At 66.9% G+C, this 17,696-nt stretch carries 20 protein-coding genes and 2 tRNA genes; 8 read left to right on the top strand and 14 right to left on the bottom strand.

All coding sequences use genetic code 11. The features are described from left to right. Positions 1–79: 79 nt before the first annotated feature. A complete protein-coding gene (locus RCO27_RS17085) occupies positions 80–433 on the bottom strand; it encodes an SWIB/MDM2 domain-containing protein (RefSeq protein ID WP_309003905.1) in 354 nt (117 codons plus the stop codon). Then, positions 433–915, bottom strand: a complete 483-nt coding sequence (locus RCO27_RS17080; protein ID WP_309003904.1) for an ADP-ribosyltransferase — start codon at positions 913–915, stop codon at positions 433–435. The genes RCO27_RS17085 and RCO27_RS17080 overlap by 1 nt, the downstream gene beginning before the upstream one ends. 435 nt (positions 916–1,350) lie before the next feature. Here RCO27_RS17080 and rpsA point away from each other — a divergent pair, with 435 nt between their 5' ends. Continuing rightward, positions 1,351–3,054 carry a 30S ribosomal protein S1 gene (gene rpsA, locus RCO27_RS17075; protein WP_309003903.1) on the top strand — a complete coding sequence of 568 codons (1,704 nt, stop codon included), beginning with the start codon at positions 1,351–1,353 and terminating at the stop codon, positions 3,052–3,054. A gap of 211 nt (positions 3,055–3,265) precedes the next feature. Continuing rightward, complete coding sequence (locus RCO27_RS17070; protein WP_309003902.1) at positions 3,266–3,544, top strand: integration host factor subunit beta; 279 nt, start codon at positions 3,266–3,268, stop codon at positions 3,542–3,544. Positions 3,545–3,560: 16 nt separating this feature from the next. Here RCO27_RS17070 and RCO27_RS17065 read toward each other — a convergent pair whose 3' ends face one another. Continuing rightward, on the bottom strand, positions 3,561–3,923 hold the full coding sequence (locus RCO27_RS17065) for a cupin domain-containing protein (protein ID WP_309003901.1): 363 nt from the start codon (positions 3,921–3,923) through the stop codon (positions 3,561–3,563). 144 nt (positions 3,924–4,067) lie between these two features. On the opposite strand from RCO27_RS17065, the gene RCO27_RS17060 reads away from it, so the two are divergent. Then, positions 4,068–4,154: transfer RNA gene (locus RCO27_RS17060), tRNA-Leu, on the top strand. A gap of 296 nt (positions 4,155–4,450) precedes the next feature. Beyond that, complete coding sequence (locus RCO27_RS17055) at positions 4,451–4,582, top strand: hypothetical protein (protein WP_309003900.1); 132 nt, start codon at positions 4,451–4,453, stop codon at positions 4,580–4,582. Between the two features lie 54 nt (positions 4,583–4,636). On the opposite strand, the gene RCO27_RS17050 is transcribed toward RCO27_RS17055, so the two are convergent. After that, the gene (locus RCO27_RS17050; RefSeq protein WP_309003899.1) at positions 4,637–4,984 is read right to left on the bottom strand and encodes a hypothetical protein; all 348 of its coding nucleotides are present in this window, start codon (positions 4,982–4,984) and stop codon (positions 4,637–4,639) included. 137 nt (positions 4,985–5,121) lie between these two features. On the opposite strand from RCO27_RS17050, the gene RCO27_RS17045 reads away from it, so the two are divergent. Both RCO27_RS17045 and RCO27_RS17040 read left to right on the top strand, forming a co-directional pair. Continuing rightward, entirely contained in the window at positions 5,122–6,555 is a 1,434-nt protein-coding gene (locus RCO27_RS17045) for an ABC transporter substrate-binding protein (protein WP_309003898.1), read from the top strand. Between the two features lie 30 nt (positions 6,556–6,585). Then, entirely contained in the window at positions 6,586–6,999 is a 414-nt protein-coding gene (locus RCO27_RS17040; RefSeq protein WP_309003979.1) for a DUF4112 domain-containing protein, read from the top strand. On the opposite strand, the gene nadC is transcribed toward RCO27_RS17040, so the two are convergent. Genes nadC through RCO27_RS17025 form a run of 3 tightly spaced genes read right to left on the bottom strand, consistent with a single transcriptional unit; the run spans position 6,996 to position 9,776 of the window. Next, positions 6,996–7,844, bottom strand: coding sequence for a carboxylating nicotinate-nucleotide diphosphorylase (gene nadC / locus RCO27_RS17035; protein ID WP_309003897.1), 849 nt, complete (start codon positions 7,842–7,844; stop codon positions 6,996–6,998). The genes RCO27_RS17040 and nadC overlap by 4 nt on opposite strands. Continuing rightward, a complete protein-coding gene (locus RCO27_RS17030; RefSeq protein ID WP_309003896.1) occupies positions 7,841–8,779 on the bottom strand; it encodes an aldo/keto reductase family protein in 939 nt (312 codons plus the stop codon). Before RCO27_RS17030 ends, nadC begins: the two co-directional genes overlap by 4 nt. Positions 8,780–8,792: 13 nt before the next feature. Further along, complete coding sequence (locus RCO27_RS17025; RefSeq protein ID WP_374990395.1) at positions 8,793–9,776, bottom strand: zinc-dependent alcohol dehydrogenase family protein; 984 nt, start codon at positions 9,774–9,776, stop codon at positions 8,793–8,795. 218 nt (positions 9,777–9,994) lie between these two features. Here RCO27_RS17025 and RCO27_RS17020 point away from each other — a divergent pair, with 218 nt between their 5' ends. Beyond that, positions 9,995–10,966 (top strand): nitronate monooxygenase family protein, encoded by a 972-nt coding sequence (locus tag RCO27_RS17020; protein WP_309003895.1) that lies wholly within the window; start codon positions 9,995–9,997, stop codon positions 10,964–10,966. A 24-nt stretch (positions 10,967–10,990) separates the two neighbouring features. Here RCO27_RS17020 and RCO27_RS17015 read toward each other — a convergent pair. The 7 genes from RCO27_RS17015 to RCO27_RS16985 form a co-directional block, all read right to left on the bottom strand. Next, positions 10,991–11,066: transfer RNA gene (locus RCO27_RS17015), tRNA-Val, on the bottom strand. Between the two features lie 52 nt (positions 11,067–11,118). Then, positions 11,119–12,045 (bottom strand): winged helix DNA-binding protein, encoded by a 927-nt coding sequence (locus RCO27_RS17010; RefSeq protein ID WP_309003894.1) that lies wholly within the window; start codon positions 12,043–12,045, stop codon positions 11,119–11,121. A gap of 366 nt (positions 12,046–12,411) precedes the next feature. Then, positions 12,412–13,872 (bottom strand): NAD(P)(+) transhydrogenase (Re/Si-specific) subunit beta, encoded by a 1,461-nt coding sequence (locus tag RCO27_RS17005; protein ID WP_309003893.1) that lies wholly within the window; start codon positions 13,870–13,872, stop codon positions 12,412–12,414. A 147-nt stretch (positions 13,873–14,019) separates the two neighbouring features. Then, positions 14,020–14,310, bottom strand: a complete 291-nt coding sequence (locus RCO27_RS17000) for an NAD(P) transhydrogenase subunit alpha (protein ID WP_309003892.1) — start codon at positions 14,308–14,310, stop codon at positions 14,020–14,022. A 15-nt stretch (positions 14,311–14,325) separates the two neighbouring features. Further along, positions 14,326–14,697 carry a hypothetical protein gene (locus tag RCO27_RS16995; RefSeq protein WP_309003891.1) on the bottom strand — a complete coding sequence of 124 codons (372 nt, stop codon included), beginning with the start codon at positions 14,695–14,697 and terminating at the stop codon, positions 14,326–14,328. 44 nt (positions 14,698–14,741) lie between these two features. Next, positions 14,742–15,869: a Re/Si-specific NAD(P)(+) transhydrogenase subunit alpha gene (locus RCO27_RS16990; protein ID WP_309003890.1), complete on the bottom strand. Its 1,128-nt coding sequence runs from the start codon at positions 15,867–15,869 to the stop codon at positions 14,742–14,744. Between the two features lie 16 nt (positions 15,870–15,885). After that, on the bottom strand, positions 15,886–16,023 hold the full coding sequence (locus tag RCO27_RS16985) for an aa3-type cytochrome c oxidase subunit IV (RefSeq protein WP_309003889.1): 138 nt from the start codon (positions 16,021–16,023) through the stop codon (positions 15,886–15,888). Between the two features lie 203 nt (positions 16,024–16,226). On the opposite strand from RCO27_RS16985, the gene RCO27_RS16980 reads away from it, so the two are divergent. Then, positions 16,227–17,687, top strand: a complete 1,461-nt coding sequence (locus RCO27_RS16980) for a sigma-54 dependent transcriptional regulator (RefSeq protein WP_309003888.1) — start codon at positions 16,227–16,229, stop codon at positions 17,685–17,687. Positions 17,688–17,696: the final 9 nt, after the last annotated feature.

Raw genomic sequence — 17,696 nt, 5'->3', positions numbered from 1 at the left:
CAGCCAGGATAAGGCAGCGTGTTTTGGGTGAGGCCAACTCTCAGCTCACCTATTATCCAAACGTAGGTCGCGGTCGCTACTAGGAAAGGTGGCGCGATAGGTGTTTGTTCATTTCGAACATCGATACCTTGTCCTTGCCAAATATCTTCTTCAGTTTATCATCGGCCAGGATTTCGCGCTTGTTCTTGGGGTTCTGGAGGTTGTTTTTCTTGATGTGGTCCCAGACTTTGCTGACGACCTGGCTGCGCGGCAGCGCCGCACCTCCGGTGATGACCGCGAGGTCATCGGACGGCCGCACAGGTCGCGTCAGGCCGCTTGCAGCCTTTGCCGAATGACGCTTCCCCAGCAGGGGCTCGCCAGTGGCCCCACTGTTGTCGATTCTGACGCCCTTCCTGCTGCTGGCGATGAATCGGGCAGCACGATCGTTCGCCATCAGATCACCTCCATTTCGAGCGTTCGGGTCCCACTGTCGTAACCAGTGACCCGCAACTTTGTACCTCTCGGGAGAAGAATCTCCTCCTCGGCGGGAAAGTCGGAATAGGGCGCCACATCAAGGGCGAGGCTGCCTGCAGGAATATGAATCTTCATTATCAGGCCCTCCGGCGGAATAGCCGCAAAGAACGACGCCTTCTTGGGATCGCGTGAGGTACTGACATATGCATCGTCGATCACGACGGACCCGGTGCGAAGGCCGCTGCTCCTTAGATAGGACGCATAATTGTCGCTGACACCCCTGAAAACAACCTGCTCGGCAGGAAGCAGGCTTTTGGCGATGGCCCGGTCGAGCGCTTCAATGGTGGATTTGACCTTGTCGTCACATCCGCCATCGCCACGGAGGCATGCGTTGATCGCACGATAATAGGACGAAGTGTAGGCCGTGACGGCCGATTTCTCCTCCGTCGTAAGTATTGCCATCGAAGCCCCCCTGAAAGCAGAGACAAGCAAAAATATTCGGAACGATCAATTTGATTTCGGCATCGATACGTTATCACCCTGCCTGGCAGGTCACCTTTCCGCGATGGCCGCGCCGTCCCGCCTAATGGCCATTCTCCTCCAGGCTGGGTCCCGCATGGCACTTGCCCCCTCCCCGCTCTTCCCCTATATGCGCGCCCGTCCGGCGGGCGGTTGCGCTCGCGGCAGCCAGGATAGGGCAGCGCGTTTGGGTGGGCATCTCAGCTCCGCCCCAGCGCGCCTTTTTGCTTTCCTGCGCGGGCCGCGGCCTCTCCGATCCAACGGGCGCCGCAGCGGCATGGGGCCGTTTCGGCATGCTGGTGCAAAAGACCGGGGGAGGTGCGTTCCCGCTCTAAGGGAACGCTCCCCAGGCAAACGTTAGTTTGGACTCCTTTTCATATGGCCACCACGGCAAATCCGACCCGCGACGATTTCGCGGCGCTCCTCAACCAATCCCTCGGCGGCGAGAACGAAAGCTTCGAAGGCCGCGTCGTCGTCGGCACCATCACCGCCATCGAGAACGACATGGCTGTCATCGACGTCGGCCTGAAGTCGGAAGGCCGCGTTCCCTTGCGCGAGTTCACCACGCCGGGCCAGAAGTCCGACCTCAATGTCGGCGACCAGGTCGAGGTCTATGTCGACCGCATCGAGAATGTGAACGGCGAGGCGATGCTGAGCCGCGACCGCGCCCGCCGCGAAGCCGCCTGGGACAAGCTCGAGACCGAGCACACCGCCGGCAACCGCGTCGAGGGCGTGATCTTCGGCCGCGTCAAGGGCGGCTTCACCGTCGATCTCGGCGGCGCCGTCGCCTTCCTGCCCGGCAGCCAGGTCGACATCCGCCCGGTCCGCGACGTCGGCCCGCTGATGGACCTGCCGCAGCCCTTCCAGATCCTCAAGATGGATCGCCGCCGCGGCAATATCGTCGTCTCGCGCCGCGCGATCCTCGAGGAGACCCGCGCCGAGCAGCGCTCGGGCCTCATCCAGAGCCTCGCCGAGGGCCAGGTGGTCGACGGCGTCGTCAAGAACATCACCGATTATGGCGCGTTCGTCGACCTCGGCGGCATCGACGGCCTGCTCCACGTCACCGACATTTCCTACAAGCGCGTCGGCCATCCGAGCGAGGTGCTGAACATCGGCGACACGGTGAAGGTGCAGATCGTCCGCATCAACCGCGACACCCAGCGCATCAGCCTCGGCATGAAGCAGCTCGAATCCGATCCGTGGGAGGGTGCGGCCGCCAAATATCCGGTCGACGGCGTGTTCAAGGGCCGCGTCACCAACATCACCGAATATGGCGCCTTCGTCGAGCTCGAGCCGGGCATCGAGGGCCTCGTCCACGTCTCCGAGATGAGCTGGACCAAGAAGAACGTCCATCCGGGCAAGATCGTCTCCACCTCCCAGGAGGTCGACGTCTCGGTGCTCGAGGTCGACGAGGAGAAGCGCCGGATTTCGCTCGGCCTCAAGCAGGCGCAGGCCAATCCGTGGGCGAGCTTCGCCGAGCAGCACCCGGTCGGCGCCGAGGTCGAGGGCGAGGTCAAGAACGCGACCGAGTTCGGCCTGTTCATCGGCCTGCCCGGCGACGTCGACGGCATGGTCCACATGTCGGACATCGCCTGGGGCGTGTCGGGCGAGGAGGCCCTGAATCTGCACCGCAAGGGCGAGGTCGTGAAGGCCGTCGTGCTCGATGTCGACGTCGAGAAGGAGCGCATCTCGCTCGGCATGAAGCAGCTCGAGCGCGGCGGCGTCGCCAAGGGCGCGAGCACGGGCAGCGGCGTCAACAAGAACGAGATCGTCACCGTGACCGTGCTGGCGGTCAATGACGGCGGCCTCGACGTCCAGGTCGGCGACGACGGCGCGACCGGCTTCATCAAGCGCAACGATCTCGGCCGCGACCGCGACGAGCAGCGCCCGGAGCGCTTCCAGCCGGGCCAGAAGTTCGACGCGATGGTGACCGGCTTCGACCGCTCGAAGAAGCCGACCTTCTCGGTCAAGGCGCTGCAGATCGCCGAGGAGAAGCAGGCGGTCGCCCAGTACGGCTCGTCCGATTCGGGCGCCAGCCTCGGCGACATCCTCGGCGAAGCCCTCAAGCAAAAACAAAGCTAACGAATATTACCGGGCGGGTGCGTACGCGCCCGCCCGGTTCGTTTCGGTTTCGTTTCGTTAACTAGCGCCTTTGAATTGCACGGAATTTCGCGCGATCCCCGATTGCATTTTGCCCGCATCGGTGCGACTAACCTGAATCAGCGGCGGCGTTTGGGGACGTGCCGCTTTCCGGCTGCGTCTCAAGCCATGCGTCTTCTTGAAGGGGGCAAGCGTGATTCGATCTGAACTCGTGCAGAAGCTGTGCGACGACCACCCCGATCTCACGCTGAAGGAGGTCGAACGCGTCGTCTCGGCATTCTACGATGCCATCATCGCCCAGCTGCAGGATGGCGGCCGCGTCGAGCTCCGCGGCTTCGGCGCCTTTTCGACCCGGGGTCGCGATGCCCGCAAGGGCCGCAACCCGCGCACCGGTGATCCGGTCGACGTCGACGCCAAGCGCGTTCCCTATTTCAAGCCCGGCAAGGAAATGCGCGAGCGGCTGAACGTCTGACGTTCGGGTGCCGCGCCTAGCCGCCGGCTTCGAAGGCGGTCGCGGCGTCCTTCCGCGCAAACGTCAGGTTGACTGACCGGGCGCCGCCCGGCCGCGTCCGATGACGCGCCCCGTGCGGCACGGTCAGCATCTCCCCGGGAGACAGCACCACTTCGCCGGCCTCGAACTCGATGACGAGTTGACCTTCGACGACGAGGAAGGTCTCGTCGGAATCGGGATGGATGTGCCAGGGGAAACCCTCAGTCATCACGCTCAGTCGGATCTCGTGGTCGTTCACATCGGCGAGCGAGCGATTGTGATAGTGCTCGGTGATCGTTGCGCCGAGCGCGGCAGGATTCAGCCGCCGTGGCGGTTGCGTGGCTTTGATGGTCTTGCCCATTCGACTTTTATGATCACGCCATTCTCTGCGTGACCAATCAAAACGATCGAACGGACCACAAGTTCGGCCTATGCCTGCCTACGCAGCAGGAAATGCGCACGGAACCTTGACCAATGCCGCGCCGTCCGCGCACGACGCAAATGTGCGGACGTGGCGGAACCGGTAGACGCTGGAGACTTAAAATCTTCTGCCCGCAAGGGCGTGCGGGTTCGAGTCCCGCCGTCCGCACCAACACAGCCTGGCGCAGCCGCAAGCGCCGCCTCGAAGGGTCATGACAGGTGCCCTACGATCTGCGTGGGACCTGCGCGTCATCGTCGTTTCAGCGCGTTTCGTCGCTAGCGTTGCACCCTTTCCCCGATGCGTCAGTTGCGGCCTTTGCATCCACTGGCCGATGGAAAGGGGTTCAGATGTTCAGTCGCGTACTCACACCGCTTGCGTGCATTGCATTGGTTGCCACGCCGGCGATGGCACAAGCCTCTGCCCAGTCTCTTTCGCTCCAGCCTCTCGCCGCGCGAGCAGGCGCGGATATGGACGACGCCAATTCCGTGGAGGGTGGCGGTTGGCTTGCGCCGGCTGTTGCCGCGGCGATCGTTATCGCGGGCATCCTGACCGCGACGGGCGTGATCTTCGACGACGACGACGAGCCCACCAGCCCGTAGAGCGGCTTTCGAAGGGCCGGGGTGGGGTCCGCCCCGGCCTTTTTGCAGCTGCAATCAGGCCTTCAAGTCAGCGTCGGCCCGAACGGCCACCCATTCGCAGCGCGCCAGGCTGATCGGATCGAGGAACATGCCGCCCATGCGCAGGCCGATTTGCCAGCGCACCTGTGCATGGACCCGACCGATTCCCGGCACGTCCAGGACGACATAGCTGCCGATCCGTACGACCTCGTCGCATTCGGCCATGAAGCCGCATGTGGAAACGTCACGGACCTTCACCTGGATGGTGTAGCGGTCCTGCGCATTCAGGCTGGCAGGACAATTCACCGCGAGGCGCGACGAACGACGATGCTGGAAACCGTCCTCCAGCTCTTCGGCAGACATGTCCGCAGCGGCGCGTTCCATCGTCGATCCCTAGCGCGGGTTCGGTGAAGGAGGAGTAAAGGCGGGGCTGCTTTTCCGCTGTCAGCAGGTAAAAGAGCGCGACCGGCAGCCGATGGTCGGCGTCGACATGGTGCGAGTGAATGGCGTTCAGAAGGCTCATGCTGGTCCTTGTCGGCGGCGCTGCGGCGCTGCTGGCGAGCTGCCGGCCGCAAGCGACCGGGCCGATCACCGTGAGCGCGATCGGTTCGGCGCCGCAACTCGTGAACCCGAACCTGAGACCGCTCGATCCGCCCGCCGCCTTCCTGACCGAGGCCGTCGCCCAGGGCCTCGTTCGCTTCGATGCGAGCGGCGAGATCGAGCCGGCGCTGGCGCAAAGCTGGATCGTTTCCGACGATGGCCTGCGCTATACCTTCCGCATCCGCCGGCTGACCTGGTCGGACGGGCAAAGGGTGACGGCCGAGCAGGTCGCCGCGCGGCTTCGCGCCGCGATCAGCCGGGCGAGCCGCAATCCGTTCAAGCCGATCCTCGCCGCCATCTCGGACGTCGTCGCGATGACCGACGAGGTACTGGAAATCCAGCTGCGCGGGCCTCGCCCCAATTTCCTGCAGGTCCTCGCCCAGCCGGAGATGGGGTTGCTGCTCAACGGTCGCGGTACCGGCCCCTATCGCGTCGAAGGCGAAGGCAATGCGCCGCTCCATCTCGCTTTGCCTCAGCCGGACGATGACGATCGTCCGCGCGATCCCGTGCCCGACATCCTGCTCTGGGGCGAGCCGCCGGCTTATGCCGTTACACGGTTCGTCGCCGGCGAGGTCGAACTGGTGACCGGCGGCTCGATCGGCGACCTCGCCTATGCGCGCGTTGCCGACCTGCCGCGCGGGGCGCTCGTCTTCGACCGGCCGCAGGGCCTGTTCGGACTGGTTTTCACCAGTGCGGAAGGCCCTTTGGCGGCCGTCGAAGTGCGTCGCGCGCTCAGCATGGCGGTCGACCGTGCGGCGCTGGCGCGCGCCCTCGACGCCGGCTTCGAGGCGCACCTGGGGCTGGTGCCCGGCGGCACAGCCGAGCTCCCGCGCCCGGCGGCGCCAGACTGGGCCGCCGAGCCGCTGCCGATGCGGCGCGAACAGGCCGCGGCGGCGATCGCCGCCCTCGGCCCGGATACATCGCTGCGGCTGCGTGTCGCGATCCCGAACGGGCCCGGCTACGAGATCATGTTCTCTTCGCTGCGTCGCGACTGGGCGCGGATCGGCGTCGAGGCGATGCGGGTCGCGCCTGGCGCGGCCGCGCACCTGCGGCTGGTCGATGCCGTGGCGCCGGCGAACCTGCCCACCTGGTACCTGCGTTTCTTCACCTGCGACGCGAGCCCGGTCTGCGATGCGGCGGTCGACGAGACGCTGCAGCGCGCTCGCCTCGCGGCCACCGCCGCCGAGCGACAGGCGGCGCTCGCCGAGGCAGACCGTTCCCTCGCCGCCCTGACACCCTATATCGCGCTGGGCGGTCCGGTCCGCTGGTCGCTGGTATCCCGCCGGCTGACCGGATTTCGCCCGAACGCTTTCGCGCGCCACCCGGCGAGCGAGTTGATCGCGGAGGGGTTTTGAGTGGCAATCGACCGTGAAGCGCTGGGCCGGATGGCGGATCAGCTTCCGCTCGGCCGCGACCCGCATTCGGTGCGCCGGCGGATCGAGGCGATGGAGACGATGCTCGAGCGGCTGTTCGTCGTGCCGGGGATCAACCGGCCGGTGGGCCTTGATGCGATGATCGGCCTGGTGCCGGTGCTGGGCGACGTCGTCACGACCGCGATGGGCGCCTGGCTGGTCTGGGAGGCGCGCAATCTCGGCATGTCGAAATTCCATCTCGCGCGGATGGTCGGCAATGTCGGCATCGACACCGCAATCGGCGCAATCCCGCTGGTCGGCGACCTGTTCGACTTCGCCTTCCGCTCGAACAGCCGCAACTTGAGGATGATCAAGCGCCATCTCGACAAGCACCACCCCGCCGCCCGTACGATCGAGGGAGAAGTGGTCGGGCGAGGAACCGGCTAGAGCGTGGCGAAGTCGAGCCCGATGTCGGCTGCCGGCGCGGACTGGGTGATCCGGCCGACCGAGACGTAGGTCACACCGGTCTCCGCCTTCGCCCGGATCGTATCGAGGGTGACGCCGCCGCTCGCCTCGGTCGGCACCCGGCCGCCGATCAGCGCCACCGCCTCGCGCAGCGTCGCCGGATCCATATTGTCGAGCAGCAGATGCGTCGCCCCCGCGTCGAGCGCCGGCACGATCTGGTCGATCCGGTCGACCTCGACCATGATCCGCTGCACCCCCGATGCTACGGCCCGGCGCACCGCCTCTCCCACCGAGCCGGCGACGGCGACATGATTGTCCTTGATCATCGCCGCATCGTCGAGCCGCATCCGGTGGTTTTGCGCGCCGCCCATCCGGGTCGCATATTTTTCCAGCACCCGCAGGCCCGGAATGGTCTTGCGGGTGTCGAGCAGGATCGCGCCGGTTCCGGCGATCGCGTCGACATAGCGCCGGGTCAGCGTCGCAATGCCGGAAAGGTGCTGGACGGTGTTGAGCGCCGGGCGCTCTGCGGTGAGCAGCGCCCGCGCATTGCCGCGCAGCCGCATCAGATCGGTGCCGGCCGGAACGGATTGACCCTCCTCGGCCAGCCGCGCGATCTCCATCTCGGGATCGAGCGCGCGGAAAAAGGCTTCGGCGATCGGCAGGCCGGCAACGACGATCCCATCGCGGCTGTCCATCACGCCTGAGAAGCGCGCATCGGCCGGAATCACGGACGCCGAGGTGACGTCGCCATGATCGCCCAGGTCCTCCTCGAGCGTCGCCGCGACGAAGCGATCGAGATCGAAGCGTTCGAGCGCGAAACGGGTCATGCGCCGGCCACGATCCGCTCGGCCTCGGCAAACAGCGCCGGATCGACCCGGGCATCAGCCGCCGCCGCATTCTCGTCCACCTGCTCGGGCCGCGACGCGCCGATGATGGCGGAGGCGACGTTCGGCTCACGCAGCACCCAGGCCAAAGCGAACTGGGCGAGGCTGAGCCCGGCCTCGGCGGCCACCGGCTTCAGCCGCTCGACCCCCTCCAGCGTCGGGCGGGTGAGGAAGCGATCGATCCAGCCGCCCATCTCGTCGCTGGTTGCCCGGCTGCCGGCAGGCGGCGGCGCGTCCGGACGATATTTGCCGGTCAGCACGCCCTGGGCGAGCGGCGACCAGACGATCTGCGAGATGCCGTTCGCCGCGGATAGGGGTATCACTTCGGCCTCCGGCGCGCGCCAGAGCAGCGAATATTGCGGCTGGCTCGACACGAAGCGCACCACCCCCGCCATGTCGATCGCCGCACGGATCTTGTCCGCCGGCCATTCGGAGAAGCCGACATGGCGGGCCTTGCCGCCCTCGACCGCGCGGGTCAGCGCCCGCATCGTCTCCTCGAGCGGGGTCTCGTCATCATAGCGGTGGCATTGATAGAGATCGACGTAATCGCACCCGAGACGCCGCAGCGACGCATCGAGCTGCTTTTCGATCTGCGCCGCCGACAGGCCCCGGTCGGTGTCCGACATCGGGAAATAAACCTTGGTCGCCAGCACATAGCTGTCGCGCGGGCGCCCGGCGAGCGCTTCTCCCAGAAACGTTTCTGCGGCACCGCGGCCATAGGCGTTGGCAGTGTCGATGAAATTGATCCCGACATCGAACGCGCGATCAAGGCACGCCCGCGCCTTTTCCGCCTCGACGCCCACGCCATAGGTCAGCCAGGAGCCGAGCGAGATGGCGGAAACCTCGAGATCGCTGTCGCCAAGTCTGCGGTAGTGCATCGGGCGAATCCCCTCATGGCTGGAGCACGGCCGCGCCCTCGATAGCGCCCGTGCGCAGCCGGTCCAGCGCGACATTGGCCTCGGCCAGCGGAAAAACGGTGACGTGCGTCTTCACCGGGACCTGTGCCGCGATGTGGAGGAATTCCCGCCCGTCCGCGCGGGTGAGGTTCGCGACCGAGAGGATGCTGCGTTCGCCCCAGAGGTCCGCATAGGGAAAGGCCGGAATGTCGCTCATATGGATGCCGGCGCAGACGACACGGCCGCCCTTGCGGACATGGCGGAGCGCCACCGGCACCAGCCCCCCGACCGGCGCGAACAGGATCGCCGCGTCGAGCAGCTCCGGCGGCGCCTCGTCCGATCCACCCGCCCAGCCGCAGCCGAGCGACCGCGCGAAATCCTGCGCGGCCGCATCGCCCGTGCGGGTGAAGGCATGGGCCCGCCGCCCCTGCCAGGTCGCGACCTGGGCGAGGATATGGGCGGCGGCGCCGAACCCGTAGAGGCCGATCGCTTCCCCTGCCCCGGCGAGCCGCAGCGCGCGGTAGCCGATCAGCCCCGCGCAGAGCAAAGGTGCCGCCTCGGCATCGCCGAACCGGTCCGGGATCGGGAAGCAATAGCGCGCATCGGCCACGACATGGCTCGCAAAGCCACCATCGCGGGTAAACCCGGTGAACAGCGGCGCGTCGCACAGATTCTCCTGCCCCGTCTGGCAATAGAAGCAGCGGCCGCAGGTCTGCGCGAGCCAGGGCACGCCGACCCGGTCGCCGACCGAGAAACCCTCCGAACCCGCGCCCAGGGCCCTCACCCGCCCCACGATCTCGTGCCCGGGCACGATCGGCAGCGGTCCGTTGAGATCGCCCTCGGCGACATGGAGATCGGTGCGGCAGACGCCGCAGGCGGCCACCTCGATCAGCAGCTCGCCGGGTCCCGGCATCGGGATCGGCCGCTCGACCATCCGGAGCGGGGCGCCGGGCCGCTCCACCTGCATCGCCTGCATCATTCCACCAGTCTAGGACTGCCAGCCTCCGGTTCATAGCCTGCGACAATTCCCGTCATACCGGCGAAGGCCGGTATCCAGCCCGAACAGGAACTGGACCCCGGCCTTCGCCGGGGTGACGATTGAAGGGCAGGGGTGACGATCGAAGAGGAGGCAGCAAAGGTTAGCCAGACCGGTTTGGCGGCGCTTGTCAGTCCGGCAGTTTACGTTAAGGTAAAGCAATGACCCTGCCCGCACTCTTCGACCGCCTGCGCCTGCCGGTGATCGGCTCGCCCTTGTTCATCGTCTCGAGCCCGGAGCTGGTCATCGCCCAGTGCAAGGCGGGAATCGTCGGGTCTTTCCCGGCACTCAATGCCCGGCCTCAGAGCCTGCTCGACGAATGGCTGCACCGGATCACCGAGGAGCTCGCCGCCTGGGACCGCGACCATCCCGACACGCCGTCGGCCCCGTTCGCGGTCAACCAGATCGTCCACAAGTCCAACGCCCGCCTGCAGGAGGACATGGCGACCTGCGCCAAGTGGAAGGCGCCGATCGTCATCACCTCGCTGGGCGCCATCCCCGAGCTCAACGATGCGGTGCACGGCTGGGGCGGCATCACGCTCCACGACATCATCAACGACCGCTTCGCCCGCAAGGCGATCGAGAAGGGCGCGGACGGGATCATTGCGGTCGCCGCCGGCGCGGGCGGCCATGCCGGAACGCTCTCGCCCTTCGCGCTGGTGCAGGAGATCCGAACCTGGTTCGACGGGCCGCTGATCCTCTCCGGCGCGATCGCCAGCGGCCGCGCGATCCTCGCCACGCAGGCGATGGGCGCCGACCTCGCCTATATCGGCTCGCCCTTCATCGCGACCGCGGAGGCCAATGCGACCGACGCCTACAAGAACGGCATCGTCGAGGGCCGGGCGAGCGACATCGTCTATTCGAATCTCTTCACCGGCGTGCACGGCAACTATCTCAGGAAATCGATCGAGCTGGCCGGCCTCGATCCCGCCAACTTGCCCGAGGGCGACATCAGCACGATGAACTTCGCCAATCCCGGCGGCAGCAAGGCCAAGGCCTGGCGCGACATCTGGGGCTCCGGTCAGGGCATCGGCGCGATCGAGGCCGTGCTGCCTGCGGCGGACTATATTTCTCGGCTGACGCGGGAATATGAGGTCGCGAAAGCAGAGCTAGGGGCGAAGATCGCCCGCTGACCGCGCCTCCGGGCTTTTTCGCGATGGTGGGCGCTGACGGGCTCGAACCGCCGACCCGCACGGTGTAAACGTGCTGCTCTACCAACTGAGCTAAGCGCCCACATCGCGTGGGCGGCTCCACTGCCATCGCGGGCGCAGCAGGGCAAGCCTCTTCAGATCACCGTGGGTGCCAGCCGCTGCGCCGCGCGCAGATAGGCCGCGACCGATCGCGCCGCCTCGTCGGACAGCTCGATATAGACCCGCCGGCCGTCGAGCGGATCGGCCGAGCGCACGAACAGGCCCCGGTCGGTCAGCGCCTTGATCCACCGGAGCGCCGTGGTCGGCGGCACCGCCGCCGCGATGCACAGGCTCGAGACCGCGACGCGGCCCTTCTCGATCCGGGCAGCCATGAGATCGAGCAGCATGTCCCAGGCCGGATCGGCGAACAGGTCGTTGCGGAAGAACTGGTCCCGCAACCGGCGGGCCCGGATGATGGCGCGAATATGCCCCGCATCGATATCCGCGAAATCGTCGTCGCTCGCGTGCATCTTGCCGGGCCCGGCGCGCGCCGCTTCCTCGTCCTCCGAGAGCGAGGCCAGGATGCCCGCAATCCGCCCGACCTCCTCGGAAAGCTGATGCAGCAGCGCATGCTGCATCAGTGCGTCGCCCTCCCGATTGACATCGTGGAGCCGTTCCGGTCGGCGCATGCTCGCGAGACGCAAGGCCAGCAGCCGGGCCGGCTCCGGAGCCTCGCACAAATGGGTGATGGACGAATGGAATGCGTGCGCCGCGATCACGTCGATCATTCCACGTGGCGCGGCGACAATGCCGGGTCTTCCCGATTGGGCATCCATCTCCATCCTGTCGAGCAGACCGACCAGGGCCTCCCGAGCGACATGCCCATCCAGATTCAAGAAGATCGGTGCCGGTGCAGCCTGATCGACGGTATCAAAAGCGGAGACGAGGTCGGATCGGACGACCCGGAACCCGGCCACCTCGGCATCGCGTCGCGCCTGATCCAGAGCAATCTGAGTATCGCCAAAGACAAGAAGAGGCTGATCGTCGCCATATTCAATCATCATCAGCGCATCATGCGCCATCTTTACTTCCCATGCCATCATCATTTGCTGGGAAAGATCGCTCCATCTTCGAAGGCATCAAACCGTTTTCGCCTCCGAACCGGAGTGGAATTTAATATCCCCGGGTCGATCCATTCCTGCGTCTTTCTTGAGGCCGCGAGCGCCGAGAGCCAATCGCGGAATCGGGAGGGTCGCCTGCGGGAGAACGGCGGATTCAGTCAGTCTCCCTCTCGGGCATCCTATGTCGCCGAAATTGGTCCATTGTGGACCCACTTGCGAATGCGAGCTGGCTGCGGCGTAGGTGCATGTCGATCGCCCCAGGCGAAGGCTGGTCCGCTCTAGCTCATCGCCGCCTTCACGAGATTGTCAAAAGGCCAGCGCCTCGCGCTAGCCCATGGCTTTGACGATTTCCTCGACCATCTTCTTGGCGTCGGCGAGCAGCATCATCGTGTTGTCGCGGTAGAAGAGCTCGTTGTCGACGCCGGCATAGCCGACGCCGCCCATCGAGCGCTTCACGAACAGCACGGTCTTCGCCTTCTCGACGTCGAGCACGGGCATGCCGTAGATCGGCGACGTCTTGTCGGTCTTCGCCGCCGGGTTGGTCACGTCGTTGGCGCCGATCACGAAGGCGACGTCGGCGCGGCTGAACTCGGAGTTGATGTCCTCGAGCTCGAACACCTCGTCATAGGGCACGTTCGCCTCGGCGAGCAGCACGTTCATGTGGCCCGGCATGCGGCCCGCGACCGGGTGGATCGCATATTTGACGGTGACGCCCTCCTTCTTGAGCAGGTCCGCCATCTCGCGCAGCGCATGCTGCGCCTGCGCGACCGCCATGCCATAGCCCGGCGCGATCACGACCAGCTCGGCCTGCTTCATCAGGAAGGCCGCGTCCTCGGCGGAGCCGCGCTTCCACGGCCGGTCGATCGCCGCCTCGGCGCCCGCGGCGATCGCATCGCCGCCGAAGCCGCCGGCAATGACCGAGATGAAGTTGCGGTTCATCGCCCGGCACATGATGTAGCTGAGGATCGCGCCCGACGAGCCGACCAGCGCGCCGGTGATGATCATCGCGCTGTTCTGCAGCGTGAAGCCCATCGCCGCCGCCGCCCAGCCCGAATAGCTGTTGAGCATCGAAACGACGACCGGCATGTCCGCACCGCCGATCGGGATGATCAGCAGGAAGCCGATCAGGAAAGAAAGCGCCGTGACCGTCCAGAAGATCCACGGGCTCTGGTCCTGCGTGAAATAGCCGACGAGCCCGACGATCACCGCGAGGGTGCCGAGGTTGATTACGTGCCGCAGCGGCAGGATGATCGGCTTGCCCGACATGTTGCCGTTCAGCTTGAGGAACGCGATCACCGAGCCCGAGAAGGTGACCGCGCCGATCGCGACGCCGAGCCCCATCTCGATCCGGCTGACCTGATGGATGACCCCCGCCGCGTCGGCGATGCCGAAGGCGATCGGATTCAGGAAGGCGGCCGCGGCCACCGCGACGGCGGCGAGGCCGACGAGACTGTGGAAGGCGGCGACGAGTTGCGGCATCGCCGTCATCGCGATCCGCCGTGCCATGACCAGGCCGATCGCCGCGCCGATCGCGATCGCGACCAGCACCTCGCCGATCGCCATCCAGTCGGGCCCGACATAGCTGTCGAGCCCCGGTGCCGGCGCGGCGTGCGGCACATAGTGCACCAGCGTGGTCGCCAGCGCGATCGCCATACCGGTCATGCCGAAGCGGTTGCCGCGGCGCGAGCTTTCCGGGCTGGAGAGTCCTCTCAGCGCAAGGATGAAGCAGACGCCCGAAATCAGATAGGCGAGCATCACCCAGGCGGGCGCGGCGGCGGTCTCATGCATGACGGGCACCCCCTGTGACCGTCATCCCGGCCCTTCGACGCCGCCTGCGGCGTCGCTCAGGATAAACTCCGGCCGGGATCTCGGTGAGACACGCCGTGACTTCTGGTCCTGAGACCCCGGCCTTCGCCGGGGTGACGATTGCCCCCTTCACCCCTTGCGCTCCTTCTTCTTGTACATGGCGAGCATGCGCGCGGTGACGGCGAAGCCGCCGAAGATGTTGACGCTCGCCATCACGATCGCGGCGAGGCCCAGCCATTTCGATCCCGGCGAGCTGGCCCCCGCCATCGCGGCGATCAGCGCGCCGACGATGATCACCGAAGAAATGGCGTTGGTGACGCTCATCAGCGGCGTGTGCAGCGCCGGCGTCACCGACCAGACGACGTAGTAGCCGACGAAGCAGGCCAGCACGAAGATCGACAGGATCGAGATGAAATCCACTTTGAAGCCTCCCCCTCAGGCCAGCCCGAGCCGCATTTCCAAGAGCCGCAGCAGCCGCGAATAATGGGTGCGCCACGTAAGGTCCGGCACGTCCGGACAGGGCACGGTCTGCACCGGCTCGGTCCGCGCGCGATCGACCGCGTCCGCGCCGTGCCGGGCCGCCAGGGCCACCCGCACCGCCGCCTCGCGCGCGCCGAAATCATCGTCCCAGTGGGTGCGCACCGACACCGGACTGAATCCCCCGCACAGCGTCGCCTGCTCGCGCGCGATCCCGCCATAGGCGTCCATCGCCGCATAGACGGTGAGATCCGGCGCCCGGCTCCACCCGGCAAGCGGCGCGGAGGGCGAGCTCGTCGCACAGCCGGCGAGCGCGGCAGCGCCGAGCATGACGCAACGTGGCGGCAATCCTTTCAGGGCGCCGCGCATCGCGATCATCCCTGCAGCCGTTCGCTGACGACCTTGCCGCCCCGGGTGAGGCGGGCGCCCTGGACGATCTCGTCCTCGTCGGGCAGCTTCAGCGCCTTCGCCTCGGCGTCCCAGAAGGCGCTGAGCAGGTTGAACAGGTTGCGCGCGTAGAGCGCCGAGGTGTCCGACGCGAGCCGGCTCGGCACGTTCTTGTGGCCGACGATCTTCACCCCATGCTTCTCGACGATTTCGCCCGCGACCGCGCCCTCGACATTGCCGCCCTGCTCGACGGCGAGGTCGACGATCACGCTGCCCGGCCGCATCGTCGCTATCTGCGCGTCGCTGATCAGGCGCGGCGCCGGCCGCCCCGGAATCAGGGCGGTGGTGATGACGATGTCCTGTTTGGCGATATGGTTCGACACCAGCTCGGCCTGCGCCGCCTTGTACTCGTCCGACAACTCCGACGCGTAGCCGCCGGTGCCCTCGCCCTCGATGCCGGCAACGCTCTCGACGAAGATCGCCTTGGCGCCGAGGCTCTGGATCTGCTCCCTGGTCGCCGCGCGCACGTCGGTCGCGGAGACCTGCGCCCCGAGCCGGCGCGCGGTGGCGATCGCCTGCAGGCCGGCGACGCCGACGCCCATCACGAAGACCTTGGCGGCCGACACCGTGCCGGCCGCGGTCATCATCATCGGGAAGGCGCGGCCATATTCGGCCGCCGCGTCGAGCACCGCCTTGTAGCCGGCGAGGTTCGCCTGGCTGGACAGCATGTCCATCGACTGGGCGCGGGTGATGCGCGGCAGGAATTCCATCGCCAGCGTCTCGAAGCCCGCGGCGGCATAGGCGTCGACCCGCTCGCGCTTGCCGAACGGATTGAGCGCGCCGACCAGGATCGCGCCCGATTTCGCGCCCTTCAGCGCATCGGGATCGGGACCCTGGACGGCGAGGATGATCTCCGCATCCTTCAGCACCTCGCCGCGCGGACCGACGACCGCGCCCGCGGTCACGTAATCGGCATCGGCGATGCTGGCACCGTCGCCCGCCCCCGATTCGACGGCGACGCTGGCGCCGAGGCCGACGAATTTCTTCACCGTCTCCGGCGTGGCGGCGACACGGCGTTCCCCCGCTTCGCTTTCTTTCAGAACCGCGATCTTCACCCCCCGCGGTCCCGGCTCAGTTCGCGATGATCAGGACGACGATGATCGCCGTGATCGCGCTGAGGATCGTTCCCCACTTCATCAGGCCGATGAAGAAATCGTAGGTGTTCGCGTGCGCCTTGAATTCCTTGCCCGCTTCAGCGTCGGCAGCCATGTCCTGTCCTTCCTGGAGTCCCCTGTTCGGCGCCTTCTTATCAAGGGCGGGGAAGGAAGGGCAAGGCTCGTCTCGCCGTTGCCCGATTTCCGTTCCGGAAGCGGCACGGCCGGCGCACAGGATCGCCGTTGGAGCAATCTGCTTTAAGCCCCCCTTTACCCGTTTCGGAGTAACCGGTCCCGAATTCGCACAGAGGGGACAAGATGCGGCCGGACCCGACCCGTTGCCTGTTGCTCATCGACGACGAGCCCGCCCAGCGCCGCCTGGTCACGGCGATCGGCGCGCGCGCCGGCTGGTGGGTGCGCGGCGCCAACGATCTCGACGCCGCGCGCGCGATGTTCGCCGATCCACAGGAACCGAAATTCGACGCGATCCTGATCGATCACTGGCTCCCCGGCGAGGAGGGCGCGGAGCTGATCCGCCAGATCCGCGCATTGAAGCCGGAAATCCCGCTCCTCGTCCTCACCGCCCAGAGCAGCGTCGCCGTCGCCGTCGAGGCCATGCGTGCCGGTGCCAGCGACTTCCTGGTGAAGCCGATCGCGCCGGACCGGCTGCTCGGCGCGCTCAACACCGCCACCGACCGCCGTCGCTCGGCCGGCGAACTGCGTCCGCTGTCCGAGAAGATCGCCAAGAGCCTCGGCTTCGACGAGATCGTCGGCTCGGCGCCGCAGTTCCGCGCCGCGCTCGCGGTCGCCGCCAAGGCCGCCCGTGCCCGCGTTTCCGTCCTGATCGAGGGCGAGAGCGGTGCCGGCAAGGAGATCATCGCCCAAGCGATCCATGCCGCCTCCCCGCGCGGCAAGAAGCAGCTCCATGTCGTCAATTGCGGCGCGATTCCCGAGAATCTCGTCGAATCGGTGCTGTTCGGCCATGAGAAAGGCAGCTTCACCGGCGCGTTCGACCGCCATATCGGCCGGTTCGAGGATGCCGACGGCGCGACCCTGTTCCTCGACGAAGTCGGCGAGCTGCCGCTCGACACCCAGGTGAAGCTGCTGCGCGTGCTCGAAAGCGGCGAGTTCCAGCGGATCGGCAGCCGGATCACCCAGACGGTCGACGTCAGGATCATCGCGGCGACCAACAGGCGGCTCGCCGGCGAGGTCGCCGCCGGACGCTTCCGCGAGGACCTCTATTACCGGCTCAACGTCGTCCACGTGCCGGTCCCGCCGCTCCGCGACCGGGCCAGCGACATCCCTGCCCTCGCCCGCCACCTGCTCGCCCGCATCGCCGACCAGCCGGGCATGCGTCCGCTCTCGATCACCGACGATGCGCTCGCGGTGCTGATGTCCTTCGGCTGGCCGGGCAATGTCCGCCAGCTCCAGAACGCCCTCTTCCGTGCCGCGGTGCTGTGCGAGGGCGACGCGCTGACCGCCGCCGATTTCCCGCACATCGCCAACGAGGCGACCTTCGGCCGCCGGGCCGACGACTATCACGCCAAGCCGCTTGCCGGGCAGTCGCAGACCGCCGCCATGGCTCATGGTCCGGGCGTCACACTCTATGATTCGGACGGCAACCTGCGCTCGCTCGAGGCGATCGAGGCCGACGTCATCCGCCTCGCCATCGGCCATTATCGCGGCCGCATGACCGAGGTCGCCCGCCGTCTCGGCATCGGCCGCTCGACCCTCTACCGCAAATTGGGCGAGCTCGGCATCGGCGACATCGCCGCCTGATCGCGCTAA

This window comes from Sphingosinicella sp. LHD-64, from assembly GCF_031157375.1.
In the GTDB taxonomy this organism is placed as follows: domain Bacteria; phylum Pseudomonadota; class Alphaproteobacteria; order Sphingomonadales; family Sphingomonadaceae; genus Allosphingosinicella.
This window is presented reverse-complemented; position numbering and strand designations above follow the sequence as displayed.

Coding starts and splice junctions, on each gene's coding strand:
- RCO27_RS17085 (WP_309003905.1), bottom strand. CDS start 433: ATGGCGAACGATCGTGCTGCCCGATTCATCGCCAGCAGCAGGAAGGGC.
- RCO27_RS17080 (WP_309003904.1), bottom strand. CDS start 915: ATGGCAATACTTACGACGGAGGAGAAATCGGCCGTCACGGCCTACACT.
- rpsA (WP_309003903.1), top strand. CDS start 1,351: ATGGCCACCACGGCAAATCCGACCCGCGACGATTTCGCGGCGCTCCTC.
- RCO27_RS17065 (WP_309003901.1), bottom strand. CDS start 3,923: ATGGGCAAGACCATCAAAGCCACGCAACCGCCACGGCGGCTGAATCCT.
- RCO27_RS17055 (WP_309003900.1), top strand. CDS start 4,451: ATGGACGACGCCAATTCCGTGGAGGGTGGCGGTTGGCTTGCGCCGGCT.
- RCO27_RS17050 (WP_309003899.1), bottom strand. CDS start 4,984: ATGGAACGCGCCGCTGCGGACATGTCTGCCGAAGAGCTGGAGGACGGT.
- RCO27_RS17045 (WP_309003898.1), top strand. CDS start 5,122: ATGCTGGTCCTTGTCGGCGGCGCTGCGGCGCTGCTGGCGAGCTGCCGG.
- RCO27_RS17040 (WP_309003979.1), top strand. CDS start 6,586: ATGGCGGATCAGCTTCCGCTCGGCCGCGACCCGCATTCGGTGCGCCGG.
- nadC (WP_309003897.1), bottom strand. CDS start 7,844: ATGACCCGTTTCGCGCTCGAACGCTTCGATCTCGATCGCTTCGTCGCG.
- RCO27_RS17030 (WP_309003896.1), bottom strand. CDS start 8,779: ATGCACTACCGCAGACTTGGCGACAGCGATCTCGAGGTTTCCGCCATC.
- RCO27_RS17025 (WP_374990395.1), bottom strand. CDS start 9,776: ATGATGCAGGCGATGCAGGTGGAGCGGCCCGGCGCCCCGCTCCGGATG.
- RCO27_RS17020 (WP_309003895.1), top strand. CDS start 9,995: ATGACCCTGCCCGCACTCTTCGACCGCCTGCGCCTGCCGGTGATCGGC.
- RCO27_RS17010 (WP_309003894.1), bottom strand. CDS start 12,045: ATGGCGCATGATGCGCTGATGATGATTGAATATGGCGACGATCAGCCT.
- RCO27_RS17005 (WP_309003893.1), bottom strand. CDS start 13,872: ATGCATGAGACCGCCGCCGCGCCCGCCTGGGTGATGCTCGCCTATCTG.
- RCO27_RS16995 (WP_309003891.1), bottom strand. CDS start 14,697: ATGCTCGGCGCTGCCGCGCTCGCCGGCTGTGCGACGAGCTCGCCCTCC.
- RCO27_RS16985 (WP_309003889.1), bottom strand. CDS start 16,023: ATGGCTGCCGACGCTGAAGCGGGCAAGGAATTCAAGGCGCACGCGAAC.
- RCO27_RS16980 (WP_309003888.1), top strand. CDS start 16,227: ATGCGGCCGGACCCGACCCGTTGCCTGTTGCTCATCGACGACGAGCCC.